This is a genomic window from Bacillus sp. MUM 13, from assembly GCF_001866725.1.
Classification (GTDB): domain Bacteria; phylum Bacillota; class Bacilli; order Bacillales; family DSM-1321; genus Peribacillus.
The window spans coordinates 1-18,123 of sequence record NZ_MLYQ01000039.1 but is presented as its reverse complement, the minus strand read 5'-3'; the positions used below and the strand labels follow the sequence as shown (position 1 = coordinate 18,123).

The 18,123-nt window shown below is 40.6% G+C and carries 16 protein-coding genes; 11 read left to right on the top strand and 5 right to left on the bottom strand.

The annotated features are described in order from the left end of the window. Window positions 1-257 precede the first annotated feature (257 nt). The 3 genes from BIV59_RS11850 (at window position 258) to BIV59_RS11840 (ending at window position 4,795) form a co-directional block, all read left to right on the top strand. Window positions 258-2,003: an ABC transporter ATP-binding protein gene (locus BIV59_RS11850; RefSeq protein ID WP_071351697.1), complete on the top strand. Its 1,746-nt coding sequence runs from the start codon at window positions 258-260 to the stop codon at window positions 2,001-2,003. 26 nt (window positions 2,004-2,029) lie between these two features. After that, window positions 2,030-3,850 carry an ABC transporter ATP-binding protein gene (locus tag BIV59_RS11845; protein WP_071351696.1) on the top strand — a complete coding sequence of 607 codons (1,821 nt, stop codon included), beginning with the start codon at window positions 2,030-2,032 and terminating at the stop codon, window positions 3,848-3,850. Window positions 3,851-4,135: 285 nt separating this feature from the next. Then, window positions 4,136-4,795 carry a potassium channel family protein gene (locus BIV59_RS11840; RefSeq protein WP_071351716.1) on the top strand — a complete coding sequence of 220 codons (660 nt, stop codon included), beginning with the start codon at window positions 4,136-4,138 and terminating at the stop codon, window positions 4,793-4,795. Window positions 4,796-4,841: 46 nt separating this feature from the next. Here the strand turns inward: BIV59_RS11840 and rnjA are convergent, their stop codons facing one another. Both rnjA and BIV59_RS11830 read right to left on the bottom strand, forming a co-directional pair. Further along, on the bottom strand, window positions 4,842-6,509 hold the full coding sequence (gene rnjA / locus BIV59_RS11835; protein ID WP_071351695.1) for a ribonuclease J1: 1,668 nt from the start codon (window positions 6,507-6,509) through the stop codon (window positions 4,842-4,844). A 3-nt stretch (window positions 6,510-6,512) separates the two neighbouring features. Next, the gene (locus tag BIV59_RS11830) at window positions 6,513-6,728 is read right to left on the bottom strand and encodes a DNA-dependent RNA polymerase subunit epsilon (RefSeq protein ID WP_071351694.1); all 216 of its coding nucleotides are present in this window, start codon (window positions 6,726-6,728) and stop codon (window positions 6,513-6,515) included. A 992-nt stretch (window positions 6,729-7,720) separates the two neighbouring features. On the opposite strand from BIV59_RS11830, the gene BIV59_RS11825 reads away from it, so the two are divergent. Then, the gene (locus tag BIV59_RS11825) at window positions 7,721-8,488 is read left to right on the top strand and encodes a Cof-type HAD-IIB family hydrolase (protein ID WP_346417347.1); all 768 of its coding nucleotides are present in this window, start codon (window positions 7,721-7,723) and stop codon (window positions 8,486-8,488) included. 76 nt (window positions 8,489-8,564) lie between these two features. Here BIV59_RS11825 and def read toward each other — a convergent pair whose 3' ends face one another. Together def and BIV59_RS24250 are read right to left on the bottom strand one after the other, a co-directional pair. Then, complete coding sequence (gene def, locus BIV59_RS11820) at window positions 8,565-9,119, bottom strand: peptide deformylase (RefSeq protein WP_071351693.1); 555 nt, start codon at window positions 9,117-9,119, stop codon at window positions 8,565-8,567. Window positions 9,120-9,347: 228 nt separating this feature from the next. Beyond that, window positions 9,348-9,518 carry a YjcZ family sporulation protein gene (locus BIV59_RS24250; RefSeq protein WP_083392145.1) on the bottom strand — a complete coding sequence of 57 codons (171 nt, stop codon included), beginning with the start codon at window positions 9,516-9,518 and terminating at the stop codon, window positions 9,348-9,350. 222 nt (window positions 9,519-9,740) lie between these two features. Between BIV59_RS24250 and BIV59_RS11815 the strand changes: the two genes are divergently transcribed. The 5 genes from BIV59_RS11815 (at window position 9,741) to lpdA (ending at window position 15,899) form a co-directional block, all read left to right on the top strand. Next, a complete protein-coding gene (locus BIV59_RS11815) occupies window positions 9,741-10,397 on the top strand; it encodes a YkyA family protein (RefSeq protein WP_170846144.1) in 657 nt (218 codons plus the stop codon). A gap of 504 nt (window positions 10,398-10,901) precedes the next feature. Then, a complete protein-coding gene (gene pdhA, locus BIV59_RS11810; protein ID WP_071351692.1) occupies window positions 10,902-12,017 on the top strand; it encodes a pyruvate dehydrogenase (acetyl-transferring) E1 component subunit alpha in 1,116 nt (371 codons plus the stop codon). 3 nt (window positions 12,018-12,020) lie between these two features. Then, complete coding sequence (locus BIV59_RS11805; protein WP_071351691.1) at window positions 12,021-12,998, top strand: alpha-ketoacid dehydrogenase subunit beta; 978 nt, start codon at window positions 12,021-12,023, stop codon at window positions 12,996-12,998. 141 nt (window positions 12,999-13,139) lie between these two features. After that, window positions 13,140-14,486 carry a dihydrolipoamide acetyltransferase family protein gene (locus BIV59_RS11800; protein ID WP_071351690.1) on the top strand — a complete coding sequence of 449 codons (1,347 nt, stop codon included), beginning with the start codon at window positions 13,140-13,142 and terminating at the stop codon, window positions 14,484-14,486. Window positions 14,487-14,489: 3 nt separating this feature from the next. After that, window positions 14,490-15,899, top strand: coding sequence for a dihydrolipoyl dehydrogenase (gene lpdA, locus BIV59_RS11795; protein WP_071351689.1), 1,410 nt, complete (start codon window positions 14,490-14,492; stop codon window positions 15,897-15,899). 155 nt (window positions 15,900-16,054) lie between these two features. On the opposite strand, the gene BIV59_RS11790 is transcribed toward lpdA, so the two are convergent. Further along, window positions 16,055-16,435, bottom strand: coding sequence for a thioredoxin domain-containing protein (locus BIV59_RS11790; protein WP_071351688.1), 381 nt, complete (start codon window positions 16,433-16,435; stop codon window positions 16,055-16,057). 340 nt (window positions 16,436-16,775) lie between these two features. Here BIV59_RS11790 and BIV59_RS11785 point away from each other — a divergent pair, with 340 nt between their 5' ends. Beyond that, window positions 16,776-17,024, top strand: coding sequence for a hypothetical protein (locus tag BIV59_RS11785; protein ID WP_071351687.1), 249 nt, complete (start codon window positions 16,776-16,778; stop codon window positions 17,022-17,024). Window positions 17,025-17,151: 127 nt separating this feature from the next. Next, complete coding sequence (locus tag BIV59_RS11780) at window positions 17,152-18,009, top strand: polysaccharide deacetylase family protein (protein WP_071351713.1); 858 nt, start codon at window positions 17,152-17,154, stop codon at window positions 18,007-18,009. The last annotated feature ends 114 nt before the right edge of the window (window positions 18,010-18,123 follow it).

Here is an 18,123-nt window from a genome sequence, read left to right as displayed (position 1 = left end):
ATGTCTCCCCGTCACCAGCCGCGCGGAAAGGAGCCGCCTTTAACTTGGCAGCAAAGAATATGAAAACAATCTTACCCAAATCATATTTGACTTGGGGAAAATTTAAGGGATAGTCTACTTTATTCGAATTTTGAAAAAATAAAAAATATTATTAAAAATAGCTGGAAATTTATTTCGAAACTCGATATATTTAGTAATGCGTCCTATTTAAAAAATACATATTTTGAATTTTTTGGAACTAGAAAGGAGAAGTGAATTTGGAGACTTTTAAAAAACTAAAAAATTTTTATTGGCCATACAAGAAATATTTTTTTGTCTCCCTTGCTTTTTTGCTGATCATTACGGGAGTTACCGTTGTATATCCGGTTTTTCTGCAGCTGACTATTGATAAAGTTGTAAATGAGAAGAAATATTATATGGTTCCATATCTTTCACTGGGGTTTGTAGCCATCATGGTCATCAAAGGCGGAGCCACCTTTGTTAATCAGTATACAGGTGATTTATTCGGGATTCATTCAGTTTATAAGCTGAGAAACTCTCTTTATGAAAAACTGCAGTACCTGCCGTTTCGCTATTATGATAATGCAAAGACGGGAGATTTGATGTCGAGGCTGACAGCAGATGTTGAGGGCTTCCGTTTTTTCCTTTCCTATGGCTTTTCAGAGCTCATACGCTTTATATTGATGGTTTTGATTTGCTGCGGTGTTATGTTTTACTATTCTGTTCCGCTAACGTTTGTGACGCTTAGCACACTTCCATTTTTGGCGGCAGCGGTATATAAATTCGATAAAGCCGTACATCCGGCTTTCAGGAAAATCAGAAAGTCATTCGGAAAATTGAATACCAATGTACAGGAAAACATCAGCGGAATCAATACAGTAAAATCCCTTTCAAGAGAAAACTTTGAAATCGGAAAATTTAACCGGTCGAACGGGGAATTTAAGCAAAATAGCCTGCTTACTTCCGGAATATGGGCAAAGTATTTTCCTGTGATGGAGCTTTTAGGGAATATCTCCGTAGTTGCATTGCTTTCTTACGGAGGTTATCTCGTTATCCATGGCACATTGACTCCTGGAGAACTTGTTGCCTTCTACAGTCTGGTCTGGTTTATTATTTGGCCGATTGTGAACCTTGGCTTTGTTGTGAATATGTTTTCCCAGTCTAAGGCTTCCGGTGAAAGACTGCTAGTGATACTTGAAGAAACTCAGCATATTGAGGAAAAAGAAGATGCAATCAAAAAGGAGCGGCTCCTAGGCTCAGTAGAATTCCAGAATGTCAGCCTTCAATATACAGAAGATGATGAAGAAGCCTTGCATGATATTACCTTTACTGCAGAACCAGGAAAGGTAATAGGCCTGATCGGTGCTACTGGCAGCGGAAAAACTTCTATCACCCAGCTGATTACACGTTTTTATATACCTACAGACGGAAGCATCCTGATTGATGGAAGAGACATTAGGGATTATTCACTCCAAACCCTTAGAAAGAATATCGGATTTGTCATGCAGGAATCTTTCCTTTTTTCTTCAACCATCAAATCTAATATATCCTATGGTAAACCGGAAGCATCCATGGAAGAAATCATTGATGCCGCAAAAAGGGCACAGGCACATGAATTCATTATGGAACTTCCTGATCAGTATGATACCCTTCTCGGTGAGAGGGGGATGGGGCTGTCTGGCGGCCAGAAACAAAGAATTGCCATCGCCAGAGCCATCTGTATAAATCCAAGCATACTCATACTTGATGATGCAACCAGCGCTGTTGACATGGAAACCGAATACAAAATACAAAATGCTTTTAGTGAAGTCATGAAAGGAAGGACGACATTTATCATTGCACACCGTATTTCTTCCTTAAAGCATGCAGATGAGATACTGGTACTTGAAAATGGAAAAGTGGCTGAAAGAGGCACACATGATGAATTAATAAAGTCCCATGGAGCATATGGGCGAATATATGATATTCAATTCAAAGACAGAGATTTGATACTGCATTCATAATGGATTGAATAGATAGGAGGTTGAATATGAAACAGGCAAAATCTAAAAGAACTCCATCAGACCGTTTTCAGTACTCTAATGACCAAGTCATTGAGAAACCCTTCAATTGGAAACAAATGCTGAGATTATTCAGTTATATGAAGCCGTACAGCAAGAAGCTTCTGCCTCTGGCCATTTTTTCCGTCTTGCTGACAACAGCGATAAAGCTAGTTATTCCAGCTCTTATTGGAGTGTATACACTTGGAGGGGCCATAAAGGAAAAAAACACGAACCATCTTTTCATGTATATCGGTATTATTGCCTGTTTGTATCTTATTGCATATGCCGCAAATATCTTCCGGATAAAGTGGATGAACGAGCTGGGGCAAAATGTTATTTATGATTTAAGGAAGGATTTATTCACACATGTACAGAGCCTATCGCATCGTTTTTTTGATCAGCGCTCTGCCGGGTCAATCCTGGTGAGAATCATGAATGATATTAACTCTCTTCAGGAGCTGTTTACAAACGGGGTCATTAATCTTTTGATGGATATGGTTTTGCTTGCAGGCATTATTGTAATTTTATTTACATTAAGCCCTCCATTGACACTGGCCATCATGATCATTCTGCCTATTATGTTCTTTATTTCAACCAGTCTCCGCAAAAAAATCAGGAGAAGCTGGCAGCTGGTCCGTTTAAAACAGTCGAAATTGAATTCCCATTTAAATGAAAGCATTCAGGGAATCAGGATTACCCAGTCATTCACCCAAGAAAAGGAGAACATGAACTTTTTTGACGGAATCAATGCAGAAAACTTTGAGAGCTGGAGAAGCGCTGCCAGAAAAAATGCAGTCTTCAGGCCTCTAGTTGAAGCTACAAATGCACTTGGGACAGCTGTCTTAATTTGGTATGGATCACATCTAATCCGGGGAAGCTCGCTGTCACTTGGCGAATTTGTTTCCTTCTCATTTTATCTGGGAATGTTTTGGGATCCTATTTCGCGTATGGGGCAGGTATATAACCAGCTGCTGGTCGGGATGGCTTCTTCAGAAAGAATTTTTGAATATTTAGATGAAAAGCCTTTAATTGATGAACATCCTGATTCTGTTAAACATGATGATATGAAAGGCCATATCATTTTTGATTCGGTAGAATTTGCCTATAACGGCGCCCGAAAAGCATTAAAGGGGATTTCACTCGAGATGGAAACTGGAAGTACTGTAGCGCTTGTAGGCCATACAGGATCCGGAAAAACCACGATTGCAAATTTGATCAGCCGCTTTTATGACCCAACCGCAGGAGCAGTTAAAATAGACGGTATTGATTTAAAAAATATGTCCCTATCAAGCCTTAGAGGAAATATCAGCATTGTGCTGCAGGATACATTTATCTTTTCGGGAACCATTATGGAAAACATTCGGTTTGGCCGACCTGATGCAACCGACGAAGAAGTGAAAAATGCTGCCCGGGCTGTTGGAGCTGATATATTTATCCAATCTTTGCCAAATGGATATGAAACAGAAGTAGAGGAGAGGGGGAATATCCTGTCTGTGGGAGAAAGGCAGCTTCTTTCCTTTTCTAGGGCTCTTCTTGCAGATCCTAAGATCCTGATTCTTGATGAAGCAACTGCAAGCATTGATACTGAAACGGAAATGAAAATACAAGGAGCCCTTAAAACCCTGCTTAAGGGAAGAACCTCAATCATCATCGCACACAGATTATCGACAATAAGGGAAGCGAATAAAATATTCGTGCTGAACCATGGTGAAATCCTGGAGGAAGGCAGCCATGAAGAACTGATGTATCTAAAGGGTGAATATTATCAACTTGTTAAAGCACAGTTCAATATGCAGCAAGCTGTATAAAAAGGATAATGAAAGAAAAGCGGTCAGCAATCTTCTTCCGTCTGGAAGGAGAAGCTGGCTTATTTCATGTCTTTTTATATGGCACACTATTTCTCTCCTGATAGAAAAAAAACAATGTGATAAACTAGAGTACATACAAGCGCATGACTAGCCGTGAAGAAAAAGGAATGAGCATGGTGCCATAAAGATAAGGTGCCTGCAGATGCGTACACGGCCATAAAGCCTTTCAGGAAGGATGATTTTCTTTGAAGGCGGAATTTGATGATGGGTTCAGGAGGAATTTTAGTGAAAAAAGAATTTGCTGTAATTGGTTTAGGGAGATTTGGGGGGAGTATTGTCAGGGCATTGGCTGAAGAAGGCATGGAGGTTCTGGCCATAGATACAAATGAAGAGAGGGTCAATGAATTTGCCCTGGTGGCTTCCCACGCAGTAATTGGTGATTCGACAGATGAAAATGTTCTGAAAAGCCTTGGCATCCGGAACTTCGATCATGTTATCGTAGCAATTGGGGATAATATTCAATCCAGTATTCTTACAACTCTCATGCTGAAGGAAATGGGAGTGGAAAATATAACAGTCAAAGCTCAAAATGATTACCATGAAAGAGTATTGCTGAAAATAGGGGCTGATCGTGTTGTACACCCTGAGCGGGATATGGGAAGAAGGATTGCCCATAATATTGTTTCAAACAATGTCCTGGATTATTTAGAGCTGTCTGATGAGCATTCTATTGCTGAGATTGCAGCCAGCGGTAAAATGACAGGAAAATCTGTTATTGATTTAGATATTCGTGCAAAGTTTGGGATCAACATCGTAGCTATTAAAAGAGGGAAGGAAATCATTGTGTCGCCGCTTGCCACTGATATCTTTCAAAATGGGGATATCCTCATTGTCATTGGCGCAGACGATGATATCAGCAGGTTTGAAAGAAAAGTCATCCAATGATTATGCACAAAAAAACCGTTCCATGGGAACGGTTTTTATATGGCTATTATACTTCCATGATAATCGGCAGGATCATCGGGCGGCGTTTTGTTTTCTCATAAAGGAACGGTGAAAGTGTATCAGTGATTTCATTTTTGATTTCTGACCACTGATTAGTCTTTCTTTCCATCACTTTATTGAGATGCTTTGTGATGAGGGACTGGGCATCACTGATCAGATCACCGGATTCTCTCATATAAACAAAGCCTCTTGAAATAATGTCTGGTCCCGCAGAGATTTTGAATTCTTTCATATTAATGCTGACGACCACTACGACAAGACCTTCTTCAGATAAGATGCGGCGGTCGCGCAAAACGATATTGCCTATATCGCCAATGCCGCTACCATCAATATAAACAGAGCCTGAAGGAATTTTGCCGGCAACCTGGGCAGTATTTTCGCTGAGTGCCAGCACTTCGCCATTATCCATGATGAAGCAATTTTCAGCAGGGACTCCGCAGTCAATCGCATGCTGGCTATGAAGTTTCTGCATCCGGTATTCACCGTGTATCGGCATAAAGAATTTTGGTTTCATTAAACGAATCATTAACTTCTGTTCTTCCTGTCCGCCGTGTCCAGAAGTATGGATATTGTTAAGCGGTCCGGAAATGACTTCAGCACCAGCGCGGTAAAGCATGTTGATTGTTCTGGAAACGCTGATATTGTTGCCTGGTATAGGAGAAGATGAAAATACAACAGTATCCCCAGGAATAATCTGAATCTGGCGATGTGTTCCGTTTGCTATCCTCGAAAGGGCGGCCATAGGTTCTCCCTGGCTTCCTGTACACAAGATCGCAACCTTATTGGCAGGCATTCTGTTAAGCTGGTGAGTATCAATGAAAGTATCCTTAGGTGCACTGATATATCCCAGTTCAAGCCCAATATTAATGGCTGCTTCCATGCTCCGGCCAAAAACAGCAACCTTTCTCCCGTTTGCTACAGCAGCTTCTGTAACCTGCTGCAGACGGTGGATGTTTGAAGCGAATGTTGCAAATATGATTCTTCCGTCAACCTTCCGGAAAATATCATCAATGCTCTCGCCGACGCGTCTTTCAGACATGGTAAAGTGAGGGACTTCACTATTCGTACTGTCTGAAAGCAGGCAAAGAACTCCGTCTCTTCCGATTTCAGCCATTTTTGTCAAGTTGGCAGGCTCACCGACTGGAGTGAAATCGAATTTGAAGTCGCCAGTATGGACAATTTGCCCAGGCGGTGTTTTTACTACAATTCCATAAGAATCAGGAATGCTGTGTGTTGTCCTGAAAAACGTCACAGATGTTTTTCTGAACTTGATTACATCATCTTCCTGGATTTCAATTAACTTTGTCTGACGCAGCAGACCATGTTCTTCAAGCTTATTCCGAAGAAGTCCCAGAGCCAATTTCCCCCCATAAACAGGGACGTTCAGCTGTTTAAGGAAGTAAGGAATCCCGCCGATATGATCTTCATGGCCATGTGTGATGAAAAGGCCTTTGATTTTATCTTCATTTTTAACTAAATAGCTGTAATCAGGAATAACATAATCGATGCCAAGAAGTTCGTCTTCAGGAAATTTTATTCCCGCATCGATGATGATGATTTCATCCTGGAATTGTACAGCATAAGTGTTTTTACCGATTTCTCCCAGTCCGCCTAAAGCGAAGACGGCTGTTTGATCATTTTTTACAAATTTCATAAATTATCCTAGCTCCAATACTTTAAAATCTTCATTATGTTCTTTTTCATATTCATAATAAGCGCCTTGTACTGCTTGAACGAATTCAATATTATATGGTTCTGATTTGAGCTTTAAACGGACATCCCGTTCTGACTCGCCTTCCACATAAATTGTTTTTGTATTTTCCCGCACCGGGACTTCTGTTGCATTTACTTGGTAGTAAACTTTAAAAGTCATCGAATCTCTCTCCTATTCTTTTTTAATTGCTTTTTTCATTATATATAAAAACAACAATTTTTTCATGTTTTACAACATCATGCTAAAATTCATAGAGCCTTCTTTAAACCAGTATTTGCTGTTTGGTTTTTGAAGCCTATTATGTACATAATTATTATGGATAAAACCTGTATAAAAAGAATTATACCAACAGTTCATCCAGAAACCAAACCTTATCGGTCATTTTCCTAAAACACAGCACGCTGCCAGGAGGAATATGTAAGGATTTTCGTTTGGAATTTTATATAAAAGAAGCCCTGCCTGAATATTGGGAGGGCCATATGCCCGTTCTGGAGTCCGTATGCCAGATCAGGCGGGAGAAGAAACATATGCACGATATGAACATCAGGCAATTGATTTTTTTCTCAGTAAATCATTCCATTGTTTAAGCAGTTTTTTCCGCAGCCTTTTTAACAAGGTGATTACGCTCCCTTTATCTATTATTGTAAAGGAATATTGGATAATGTAAATATATCTTTCTGCACAAAACGCAAAATAGCGAAAGCTTGTTCTGCACCAATGAACATATCCTTTAGTCAGTCACTTCCTTTAGTATGCGAAAAAACCTTAAAAACTTGCAGTTTGAAGTCTGGGAATTGCTTACAAAAATCTCCCTGAAAATTTACCCCTGTTTTCTTGACTTATTTCCTAAAGTGAGTATTTAATGGGAACATATCAATAAATTAGGCTCTTTTCTTAAAGATTGTTGTTTAATGAGTTCTGTGAGGCGGTCCCATTGTAAAACGGGTTGATTGGAGCGTAAGGTGCGAGACTCCTGCGGGATTAGCGGGACAGGTGAGACCCCGCAGGCGGAGCTGAGGAGGCTCACCGCTTGCGTGGAAAGCGAGCATCCTGGAGCGGAAATCAACCACTTGTTCCATAGCAACAAAGTTTATGAAAACAGCCATAAATTAAAATGAATGCTGTACTGAAAAGAATGGATGTGGAACCTGATGAAAATTGTTTTTTTCGATATAGATGGTACATTGCTGGATCATGAGAAATCACTTCCTGCATCGGCAAAAAAGGCTATTAAAACCCTGCAGGAAAATGGAGTGTTTGTCGCCATTTCAACAGGGAGAGCCCCTTTTATGTTTAAAGCCTTAAGGGAGGAACTGGATATTGATACATTTGTCAGCTTTAATGGGCAATATGTTGTTTTTGAGAACAATGTAATCTACCAGAATCCCTTATCCCCTGAAGAAGTGGAAAAGTTAAAAAACCATGCAGGCAAACAGGATACTGCTTTAGTATTCATGAATGAGCAGACCATGAAGTCTACAGTTCAAAATAATGGCAGAGTGAAAGAGGCAATGGGGACACTTAAATTCCCTCATCCCGAACAGGATGGAGATTTTTATAAAGATAAAGAAATATATCAGTCTTTATTGTTCTGCTCCGAAGAAGAAGAACATCAATACATAGGCCATTATGATAAATTCAGATTTATCAGATGGCATGAATTATGCTTGGATGTGCTGCCAGCAGGCGGATCTAAAGCAGAGGGAATCAAGATACTAATGGATAAAATAGGATTCAAACTGGATGATGTATATGCGTTCGGAGATGGTCTGAATGATATTGAAATGCTTCAGGCTGTCGGCCATGGAGTGGCGATGGGAAATGCTCTTGAAGAAGTAAAGAAGCATGCAGATTTTGTAACAAAAGATGTGGATGATGATGGCATCCTTTATGGATTGAAGCATCTGAAGCTGATTTAACATGCGATTGCACTTATAAATGTGATAAAAAAGTAAGAGGCCTGCAGTGAGCCGATTTGCACTGCCAGCCTCTTATTCATCGTTCAATTGGAACAGCACCGGATTCGATTTCAAATGGATCTTTCTCATTGATATGATCATAAAACATGATACCATTAAGGTGATCGATTTCATGCTGAAATACGATAGCCGGCAGTCCTCTCAGCCGCAGGTTCACTTCTTCTCCATCCATTTTCGTTCCTTTGATTGTTACCCTGGAATGACGCGGGACAAAGCCGGGAACGACACGGTCAACCGAAAGGCATCCCTCGCCAGCTGTCAGGTAAGATTTTTCTAAAGAGTGGCTGATGATTTTTGGATTAAAGAGAGCGTGGCTGTACAGATTTCCTTTCTTATCCCGGACATGGACGGCAATCATTTTCTTTGTAATGTTAATCTGCGGTGCTGCCAGCCCGATTCCTGGCCTCAGTCCGTATTTTTCAGCCATTTCCGGATCCTGGCTGTTTTGGACATATTCCATTAAACTCTTCAGGATATCTTTATCCTCTTCAGATGCTGGCAAAGTGACATCTTTTGCTGGAAGTCTCAATGAAGGATGGCCCTCCCTGACGATATCTTTCATGGTAATCACGATTTTCACCTCTATTTATATGTATAGTAAGAGTCTACCAAAAATGTCCTGAAAAGGTAAATGTGCATTTTAAGGAAGCGTTAAATAAAGAGGGCTTGCCGAACGCTCGCCCTCCGTGCATTTCATGTACAAATACAAATCTCGTGTTTTAGTTTCTTGCAGAAAAGGGTAAAGGAATATTGGAGTGATGATTGTGAGCACTTTTTGCCTTTTTTAGTATTTAGTATGTTAATTACATAAGCACGCACCGACAATGATGAGCAAAATGAACAGAACGATTATTAGGGCAAAGCCTTTTCCAAAACCGCAGCCTCCTGCAGGAATTGCCGGATAGCAAGGGGAATAGCTGTAAGAAGGAACTGGTGTGCAGCATTCGCTTCCATAACCTCCATAATACATAGGTGAAACCTCCGCTTTATCTTTTTTATCATCCGCCTTGGAATGATTTACTACAGCCTATGCGGTTCGCTGGGTATGGTGCAGGAAATTTCCCGCATGCAGGCTGTGCACGATCTGGAAATTTTCTGGAGAGCAGTATTAAAAACCTTTAAACAAAAGCAGGCGGCACTCCTTTGCCTGTTCAGGAAAAAACGAATACTTAGAAAAATGGGGGTTCTACTAGTGTTAAAGTATCTTAACGTATTGTTCATCATCGGACTTACAGCAGGTTTATCCGGCTGTTTTGGGAGTTCATCTCCAGAAGAAAAAATTCAGGAAACGCTGCAAAATACCGTCAACCAGGAGAAGGCATTTGAAAAACAGCAAAAACCGATCACTGATCTGGAAAAACAGGAAAATGCCTATTATCAGCAAATTATCAAATTGGGGATGCCTCAGTACGATCAGATTGTTTCCTTATCGGACAAGGCCATTGAGAATATAAAAAAACGTGAACAGCTGGTTGATAAGGAGCGGAAGAGCATCATTTCATCGCAGGATGAGTTCAAAAAAATGGACAGTGAAATCAGCGATATCGATAAAAAAGATGTGAAAAAAACCGCAGCAGCCATGCAAAAGACGATGGATCAGCGCTATAAGGCCCATGAAAAGCTATACAATCTTTACAAACAGAGCCTAGCAGACAATAAGGAACTATATCAGCTTTTTAAGAAAAAGGATCTGAAGATGGATGAACTGCAGACCCAAATTGATAAAATTAATCAGTCCTATGACAAGGTGATGGCCGAGAACAAACATTTCAATAACCTTACAGATCAATACAATAAAGAAAAAAAGGCGTTTTATAAACAGGCTGAATTAAAAAGTGAATCAAAATAAAAAAACTGGTGCAGCTGCCAGTTTTTTTTTAGGTTTTTCTTTAAGATTTTTTTTAATGTGTACTGTGAGGCGGTCTAAATGTTAACCGGTTAGATTGGGCAGGCATCCTGAAACAGAAAATTTTACAGGAAATAGGGATTCTTAAATGAAAAGGCTTACCTTTTGAGGGTTTTATAGTACAGTAGTGAAATTAAAACTATAACAGATGTCTGTAAAATAGTAACGGAGATGAAAAAGCAAGAAAAATAATCATGGGGAATAAAAGATTCTAACTCATTGACGGATTAATATTGATTACTGTAAACTAAACATGGAATAAAGCATTGTATCAATTTTAGTAAAAAAAATATTGGTACAGTATTAATTTGCAGAAGGTAAAAATCTTCGTGTTTACGGACAAAGTTATAGGGAAACATATAATGATCTGGATTTTAATACCTGAGCAGATCGATAATGCTTTATAGATTAATTTAACCCTTTTATTGAAAGGATGAGGTGGCACAGATGGCTTCCAAAACGAAACAGGCTAAATTTGATGTCAAAAAACAACTCGATGTTGTTGAAGAACAATTTCAAACCTTACAGATACTGAACGAAGAAGGCGAAGTAGTCAATAAAGATGCAATGCCTGATTTAACAGATGAACAGCTTCAGGAATTAATGAAGCGTATGGTGTATACACGTATTCTTGATCAGCGTTCCATTTCCTTAAACAGACAGGGAAGGCTTGGATTTTATGCTCCGACTGCCGGACAAGAGGCTTCACAGCTGGCATCTCAGTATGCTTTGGAGAAGGAAGACTTTATTCTTCCAGGATATCGTGATGTGCCGCAGCTCATCTGGCATGGCCTTCCGCTTGCCCAGGCATTCCTATTCTCACGTGGTCATTTCAAAGGAAACCAGATCCCAGAGGGAGTAAACGTCATTTCTCCTCAAATTATTATCGGAGCACAGTTTGTACAAGCTGCCGGTGTAGCTCTTGGCTTGAAAAAACGCGGTGCAAAAGCAGTTGCTGTTACATATACAGGAGACGGCGGTACTTCCCAGGGTGATTTTTATGAAGGCATGAACTTTGCGGGAGCTTTTAGTGCGCCAGCTATCTTTATCGTTCAAAATAACCGTTTTGCGATTTCAACTCCAGTGGAGAAACAATCAGCTTCAAAAACAATGGCCCAAAAAGCAGTTGCTGCAGGTATTCCGGGCATCCAGGTAGATGGAATGGATCCTCTTGCTGTTTATACGGCTGTTAAAGAGGCTCGTGAACGCGCTGTCAATGGCGAAGGCCCTACGCTTATCGAAACATTGACATACCGTTACGGCCCGCATACCATGGCAGGCGATGATCCGACCCGCTACCGTACCTCAGACCTTGATAATGAATGGGAACTTAAGGATCCGCTAGTGCGCTTCCGTAAATTCCTTGAAGGAAAAGGAATCTGGAACGAGCAGATGGAAAACGAGACAATTGATAAAGCAAAAGAAGATATCAAGGCAGCAATTAAGATTGCTGATGAAACTCCTAAACAAAAAGTGACAGATCTGATGGAAATCATGTATGAAGAAATGCCTGTTAATTTAAAAGAACAATATGAAATTTATAAAGAAAAGGAGTCGAAGTAAGCCATGGCTCAAATGACAATGATACAAGCGATTACTGATGCACTTCGCACAGAATTGCGCAATAATGAAAACGTTCTTGTGTTCGGGGAAGATGTCGGTGTCAACGGCGGAGTTTTCCGTGCAACAGAAGGTTTGCATAAAGAATTCGGCGAGGACCGTGTATTTGATACACCGCTTGCTGAATCCGGTATTGGCGGACTATCAATCGGTCTGGCGCTTCAAGGCTTCCGTCCGGTTCCTGAAATCCAGTTCTTTGGTTTTGTTTTCGAAGTAATGGATTCAGTTGCAGGACAAATGGCACGTATGCGCTACCGTTCAGGCGGCCGCTACAATATGCCGATTACAGTCCGTTCTCCATTTGGAGGAGGGGTTCATACTCCGGAGATGCACTCAGACAGCCTGGAAGGGCTAATGACCCAATCACCGGGATTGAAGGTTGTTGTGCCTTCAACACCTTATGATGCAAAAGGGCTTCTTATCTCTGCTATCCGTGATAATGACCCGGTCATTTACCTGGAACATTTAAAATTATACCGTGCCTTCCGTGAAGAGGTGCCTGAAGAAGAATACACCATTCCTCTTGGCAAAGCTGATGTAAAACGTGAAGGTAAAGACCTTTCCATCATCACTTACGGAGCTATGGTTCATGAGTCTCTAAAAGCGGCAGAAGAGCTTGAAAAAGAAGGTTTTTCAGTTGAAGTGGTTGACCTTCGCACAATTGCTCCGCTGGATATTGAAACAATCATTGCTTCTGTGGAAAAAACCGGCCGTGCAATCGTTGTGCAGGAAGCGCAAAAACAAGCAGGCGTGGCAGCAAATGTTGTGGCAGAAATAAATGAGCGCGCTATCTTAAGCCTTGAAGCACCGGTTCTCCGGGTGGCTGCAGCAGATACGATTTATCCATTTTCACAGGCAGAGCCTGTTTGGCTTCCAAACTATAAAGATGTAATTGAAACAGCGAAAAAAGTTTTGAATTTCTAATAAACTGAGATGTCTGCTTACGGGTGTTTCCCTTAAGCAGTTCATTTTTCTAAAACGTCTGCGGCAAAAGCTATTAGATGACAGATTACTAGCTATGTTCTTGCTGCGATAGTTGATTTAAAAAATAGGAGGGTGAATTCATTGTCATTCCAATTTAGACTCCCAGATATCGGTGAAGGTATTCACGAGGGTGAAATAGTAAAATGGTTCATAAAACCGGGAGATAAGATTCAAGAAGACGATGTGCTTTGCGAAGTTCAAAATGACAAAGCTGTCGTTGAAATACCATCTCCAGTTGATGGCACAGTTGAAGAAGTCCTTGTAGAAGAAGGAACGGTTGCCACAGTTGGCGACATTCTGGTAACTTTCGATGCACCAGGATACGAAAACCTTCAATTTAAGGGCCACCACGATGAAGAAGAAGGAAAATCAAGCACGGAAGCACAAGTTCAATCTACTGGTGAAGCTGGCCAGGAAGTGGATAAGAAAGAGGCTTCTAAGCAGGAAGAAACAGAAACCACTGGTGCAGGAGCACAGCCTCAGGCGGATGCAGATCCTAATCGCCGTGTAATTGCCATGCCTTCCGTACGCAAATATGCAAGAGAACAAGGAATAGACATCCGCCAGGTTTCAGGAACCGGTGATAATGGACGGGTTATGAAGAGCGACATTGATGCTTTCGCAAATGGCGGAGCCGAACAAGCTCGGACAGAACAGCCTGTCCAGGAAACGGCTAAAGAGGAAAAAGCTCCTGCAAAAGCTGCAGCAGCAATCCCTGAAGGCCAATATCCTGAAACAAGGGAGAAAATGAGCGGAATCAGAAAAGCGATTGCAAAAGCGATGGTTCATTCTAAACAGACGGCTCCTCACGTAACGCTGATGGATGAAGTGGACGTAGACAAACTTGTTGCACATCGCAAGAAGTTCAAAGAAATTGCTGCTCAAAAGGGAATCAAATTAACATTCCTTCCTTATGTGGTCAAAGCTTTAACCAGTGCATTGCGTGAATTCCCGGCACTAAATACATCTATTGATGATGCTTCAAGCGAAATCGTCCATAAGCATTACTATAATATAGGAATTGCAGCGGACACTGAAAAAGGACTTCTGGTTCCTGTAGTAAAAGATGCAGACCGCAAATCTACATTTGCTGTCTCAAATGAAATTAATGAACTGGCAACTAAAGCCCGTGAAGGAAAATTGGCACCAGATGAAATGAAAGGCGCTTCTTGCACAATCACCAATATTGGTTCTGCAGGCGGACAATGGTTCACTCCTGTAATCAATCATCCTGAAGTAGCCATTCTTGGAATCGGCCGCATTGCGGAAAAACCGGTTGTCCGTGACGGCGAAATTGTTGCTGCTCCGGTATTGGCTCTATCTCTTAGCTTCGATCACCGGATTATTGATGGTGCTACAGCACAAAATGCTCTTAATCATATAAAAAGATTGCTTAACGACCCAGAACTTTTGTTAATGGAGGCGTAAAAAATGGTAGTAGGAGATTTTCCGATTGAAACAGATACTTTAGTCATTGGTGCAGGTCCCGGCGGATATGTTGCGGCAATCCGTGCAGCCCAGCTTGGACAAAAAGTAACAATTGTTGAAAAAGGTTCGATTGGCGGAGTTTGTTTGAATGTAGGCTGCATTCCTTCAAAAGCCTTGATTTCTGCAGGACATCGTTTTGAGCAAGCACAGCATTCAGATGAGATGGGGATAACAGCTGAAAATGTGAAACTTGATTTTTCCAAGGTCCAAAACTGGAAAGCAAGCGTTGTTAATAAGCTTACCGGTGGAGTGGAAACTCTTCTGAAAGGCAATAAAGTAGATATCGTTCGTGGAGAAGCATATTTTGTGGATGAAAACAGTATTCGTGTAATTAATGACGATTCTGCACAAACATACACATTTAAAAATGCAATCATTGCTACTGGCTCTACTCCGATTGAACTTCCTGCTTTCAAATATTCAAAGCGAGTTCTGAACTCTACGGGTGCTCTTGCACTTGAAGAAGTTCCTTCATCAATGGTTGTAATCGGCGGAGGATATATTGGAACAGAGCTTGGCGGAGCATATGCCAACCTTGGAACAAAAATTACTATTTTAGAGGGATTGGATGAAATCCTGGCTTCATTTGAAAAGCAAATGTCATCTCTCGTAAAACGCAACCTTAAGAAAAAGGGTGCAGAAATTGTAACAAAAGCAAGTGCCAAGAGTGTGGAAGAAACAGAAAATGGCGTAATTGTCACTTATGAAGTTAAAGGCGAAGAAAAGAAAGTGGAAGCTGACTATGTGCTTGTAACAGTCGGCAGACGCCCGAATACAGCAGAAATGGGACTAGAGCAGCTTGGGATCAAGGTTTCTGATCGCGGACTGATTGAAATAGATGAGCAGTGCCGTACAAATATCAAAAACATCTATGCAATCGGTGATATCGTTACAGGACCTCCTTTAGCGCATAAAGCCTCTTACGAAGGCAAGATTGCTGCAGAAGCTATTTCAGGACATGCTTCTGAAATTGATTACCTGGCAATTCCGGCTGTTGTATTTTCTGAACCGGAGCTTGCTTCTGTGGGCTATACCGAAAAAGAAGCGAAAGATGCAGGAATCGATGCAATTGGATCAAAATTCCCGTTTGCAGCTAATGGAAGAGCTCTTTCATTAAACAGTGCAGAAGGCTTTATGAAGCTTGTTACACGCAAAGAAGATGGACTGGTAATCGGTGCGCAAATCGCCGGAGCCGGAGCTTCTGATATGATTGCGGAGCTGGGATTGGCAATTGAAGCTGGCATGACTGCAGAAGACATTGCCATGACCATTCATGCACATCCGACTTTGGGAGAAATTACAATGGAGGCAGCTGAGGTTGCACTTGGTATGCCAATCCATATCGTAAAATAAATAAATACAAAAAAAGTGCGTCTGCTGTTAGCAGGCGCATTTTTTTGTGTTTATACCGATAGATATCCTTCGTTGTCAGACAGCAAATTAAAGTGTAAGCGGGTAGTCAGCAGCTAACCCTTCCGATTAGTCTGCTTAATTCCTGATACTTTACTTTATAGGGTTTTTTGGATAGCTTTCATTATGGCTTGCTTTGTGACATTTGTTCCAGATATCCGGTTGAGAACTTTACCGTTTTTGGAAATGATGACTAATGCAGGAGCTTCTTTTATGTTGAGAGTTTTACAATCCTTTTTATGATTGTCAAAATTTAGTTTCTTAAGTTTGCCAGATTGTGCGGGGTGTTTGCTGATAAATTCCAGAAGGGCATCATAATATGCATTTTCAGACATATAATTGGATTCATTAGAGAGTAAAACAATCTTATCTTTATACTTAGGCAAGGAATGTGCCGAAGAATTTTGGCCTGGAGAGCAAGAGGAAAGAATCAGGAAAAAACATGGAAGAAAAATCAGTAACATTAATTTATTTTTCATGATAAACCCCTTTCTAATACGATGGTTTTTTCAGATATAGGGAGCTTCTTATCCCTGCGAAAGTTTTGTTTAAGATAATCACAAATTGATAGTTTATCACCTGAAGAAATATGATAACTGAGCTGCTGTTTTAGAATAAAGTAATTTTAACATGAAAATCTGCCTAAAACGCCGTGTCATTTAAATGATACACAACTGCAAAAATAGAGGTACAAGCAGGAAAATGAAGAAAAACATGATATGGCTGAACATTTAGGAAAGGAAATTACGGGGTGGGGAATTATAAAATGCAATATAGGATTTAGCGCTTTGCAGTTTATACTTTAGCGAGGGTGATACCTTGAAAAATTATGTAGTATTCCTTTTTCAGCTTATAGTCTGGAGCGGTTATACAGTTGTAGAATGGCTATCTGTGGATGATAAGCTTTTATTTAAAATACTCATGTTCCTGATTTTTTCCTATCTTGCGATTTATGTTGGCAATTCAATTCTAAAGTCTAATAAAAAAACGATTCTTATAACAGGAATCAGTTTGTTTTTCTACGGTGCTGTTCAGATTTTACTGAAAATTGTCATACCTTACTCCTAATCGGGGCTTGCCATTTGCAAAATTCGCCTGTTCTGTGTAAGTATAGATAATATGGAAAAGTATTATGTCCTTCTACCTGAAGATACAAAGGGAAGGACAGGCAATTTTGGAACAGGGAGGCCAGACATTGAAGAAATTAACTTTCAGTATTGCAGCACTCTCGATTTTTTTAATATTAAGTGCGTGCGGCCAGCAGGATGCCAAACAGCCGGATACGGAAAAGGTGACTGGCGGGCAAACAGCCCATTCCGCACAAAAAAATGAAAAAAAAGACACAGAACGAACTGACATTAAGAAAAAAGAAAACAGCAAGGATGCAATGGCTCAATCGGTGCAGACTGCTGAAAAACCAGCTCCCCAATACCGCCTGAATCCGGCTACATGGTCGCTTAAGCCGATTGCAAATGCCAATCCAAAAGCCATCTTGCTTACATTTGATGATTCTCCCGACAAGTATGCATTGGAGATAGCCAAAACTCTTCAGTCTCTTCATGTTAAAGCAATCTTTTTTGTGAACGGTCATTTTCTGGAAAGCGCAGAAGGCAGGGAAAAGCTGAAAGCCATACATGATATGGGCTTTATGATCGGCAATCATACTTACCATCATACTGGTTTAAAAGATCTTCCAGAAGCAAAGCAGAAAGATGAAATAGTTAAATTGAATAATCTTGTTAAATCCATTACAGGTGAACAGCCAAAATTTTTCCGGGCTCCTTTTGGCCAGAATACAGACTATTCGAAGAAAATTGCTGCACAGCAAAAAATGATTTTAATGAACTGGTCATTTGGATATGACTGGGTGAAAGAGTATCAAAGTAAGGCTGCCATAACAAAAATCATGCTAAACACACCATATTTAACCAGCGGCGCCAATTTGCTTATGCATGACAGAAAATGGACTAGCGAAGCAATCAAGGACATTGTACAGGGCTATCAGGCAAAGGGATATGATATCATTGACCCTGCTTTGATTGAAACTCTGTAGGCTGATTGGGAAATTTCATGCTGTCTATACGCAAAAGAAATCGAAAATATAGAAAGGCTGTTTTCGTAAACTTTGCTGTTATGGATCAAGGAGCTGATTTCCTCTTCAGGATGC

Coding starts and splice junctions, on each gene's coding strand:
- BIV59_RS11790 (WP_071351688.1), bottom strand. CDS start 16,435: ATGAAAAATAAATTAATGTTACTGATTTTTCTTCCATGTTTTTTCCTG.
- rnjA (WP_071351695.1), bottom strand. CDS start 6,509: ATGAAATTTGTAAAAAATGATCAAACAGCCGTCTTCGCTTTAGGCGGA.
- lpdA (WP_071351689.1), top strand. CDS start 14,490: ATGGTAGTAGGAGATTTTCCGATTGAAACAGATACTTTAGTCATTGGT.
- BIV59_RS11825 (WP_346417347.1), top strand. CDS start 7,721: ATGAAAATTGTTTTTTTCGATATAGATGGTACATTGCTGGATCATGAG.
- pdhA (WP_071351692.1), top strand. CDS start 10,902: ATGGCTTCCAAAACGAAACAGGCTAAATTTGATGTCAAAAAACAACTC.
- BIV59_RS24250 (WP_083392145.1), bottom strand. CDS start 9,518: ATGTATTATGGAGGTTATGGAAGCGAATGCTGCACACCAGTTCCTTCT.
- BIV59_RS11845 (WP_071351696.1), top strand. CDS start 2,030: ATGAAACAGGCAAAATCTAAAAGAACTCCATCAGACCGTTTTCAGTAC.
- BIV59_RS11805 (WP_071351691.1), top strand. CDS start 12,021: ATGGCTCAAATGACAATGATACAAGCGATTACTGATGCACTTCGCACA.
- BIV59_RS11830 (WP_071351694.1), bottom strand. CDS start 6,728: ATGACTTTTAAAGTTTACTACCAAGTAAATGCAACAGAAGTCCCGGTG.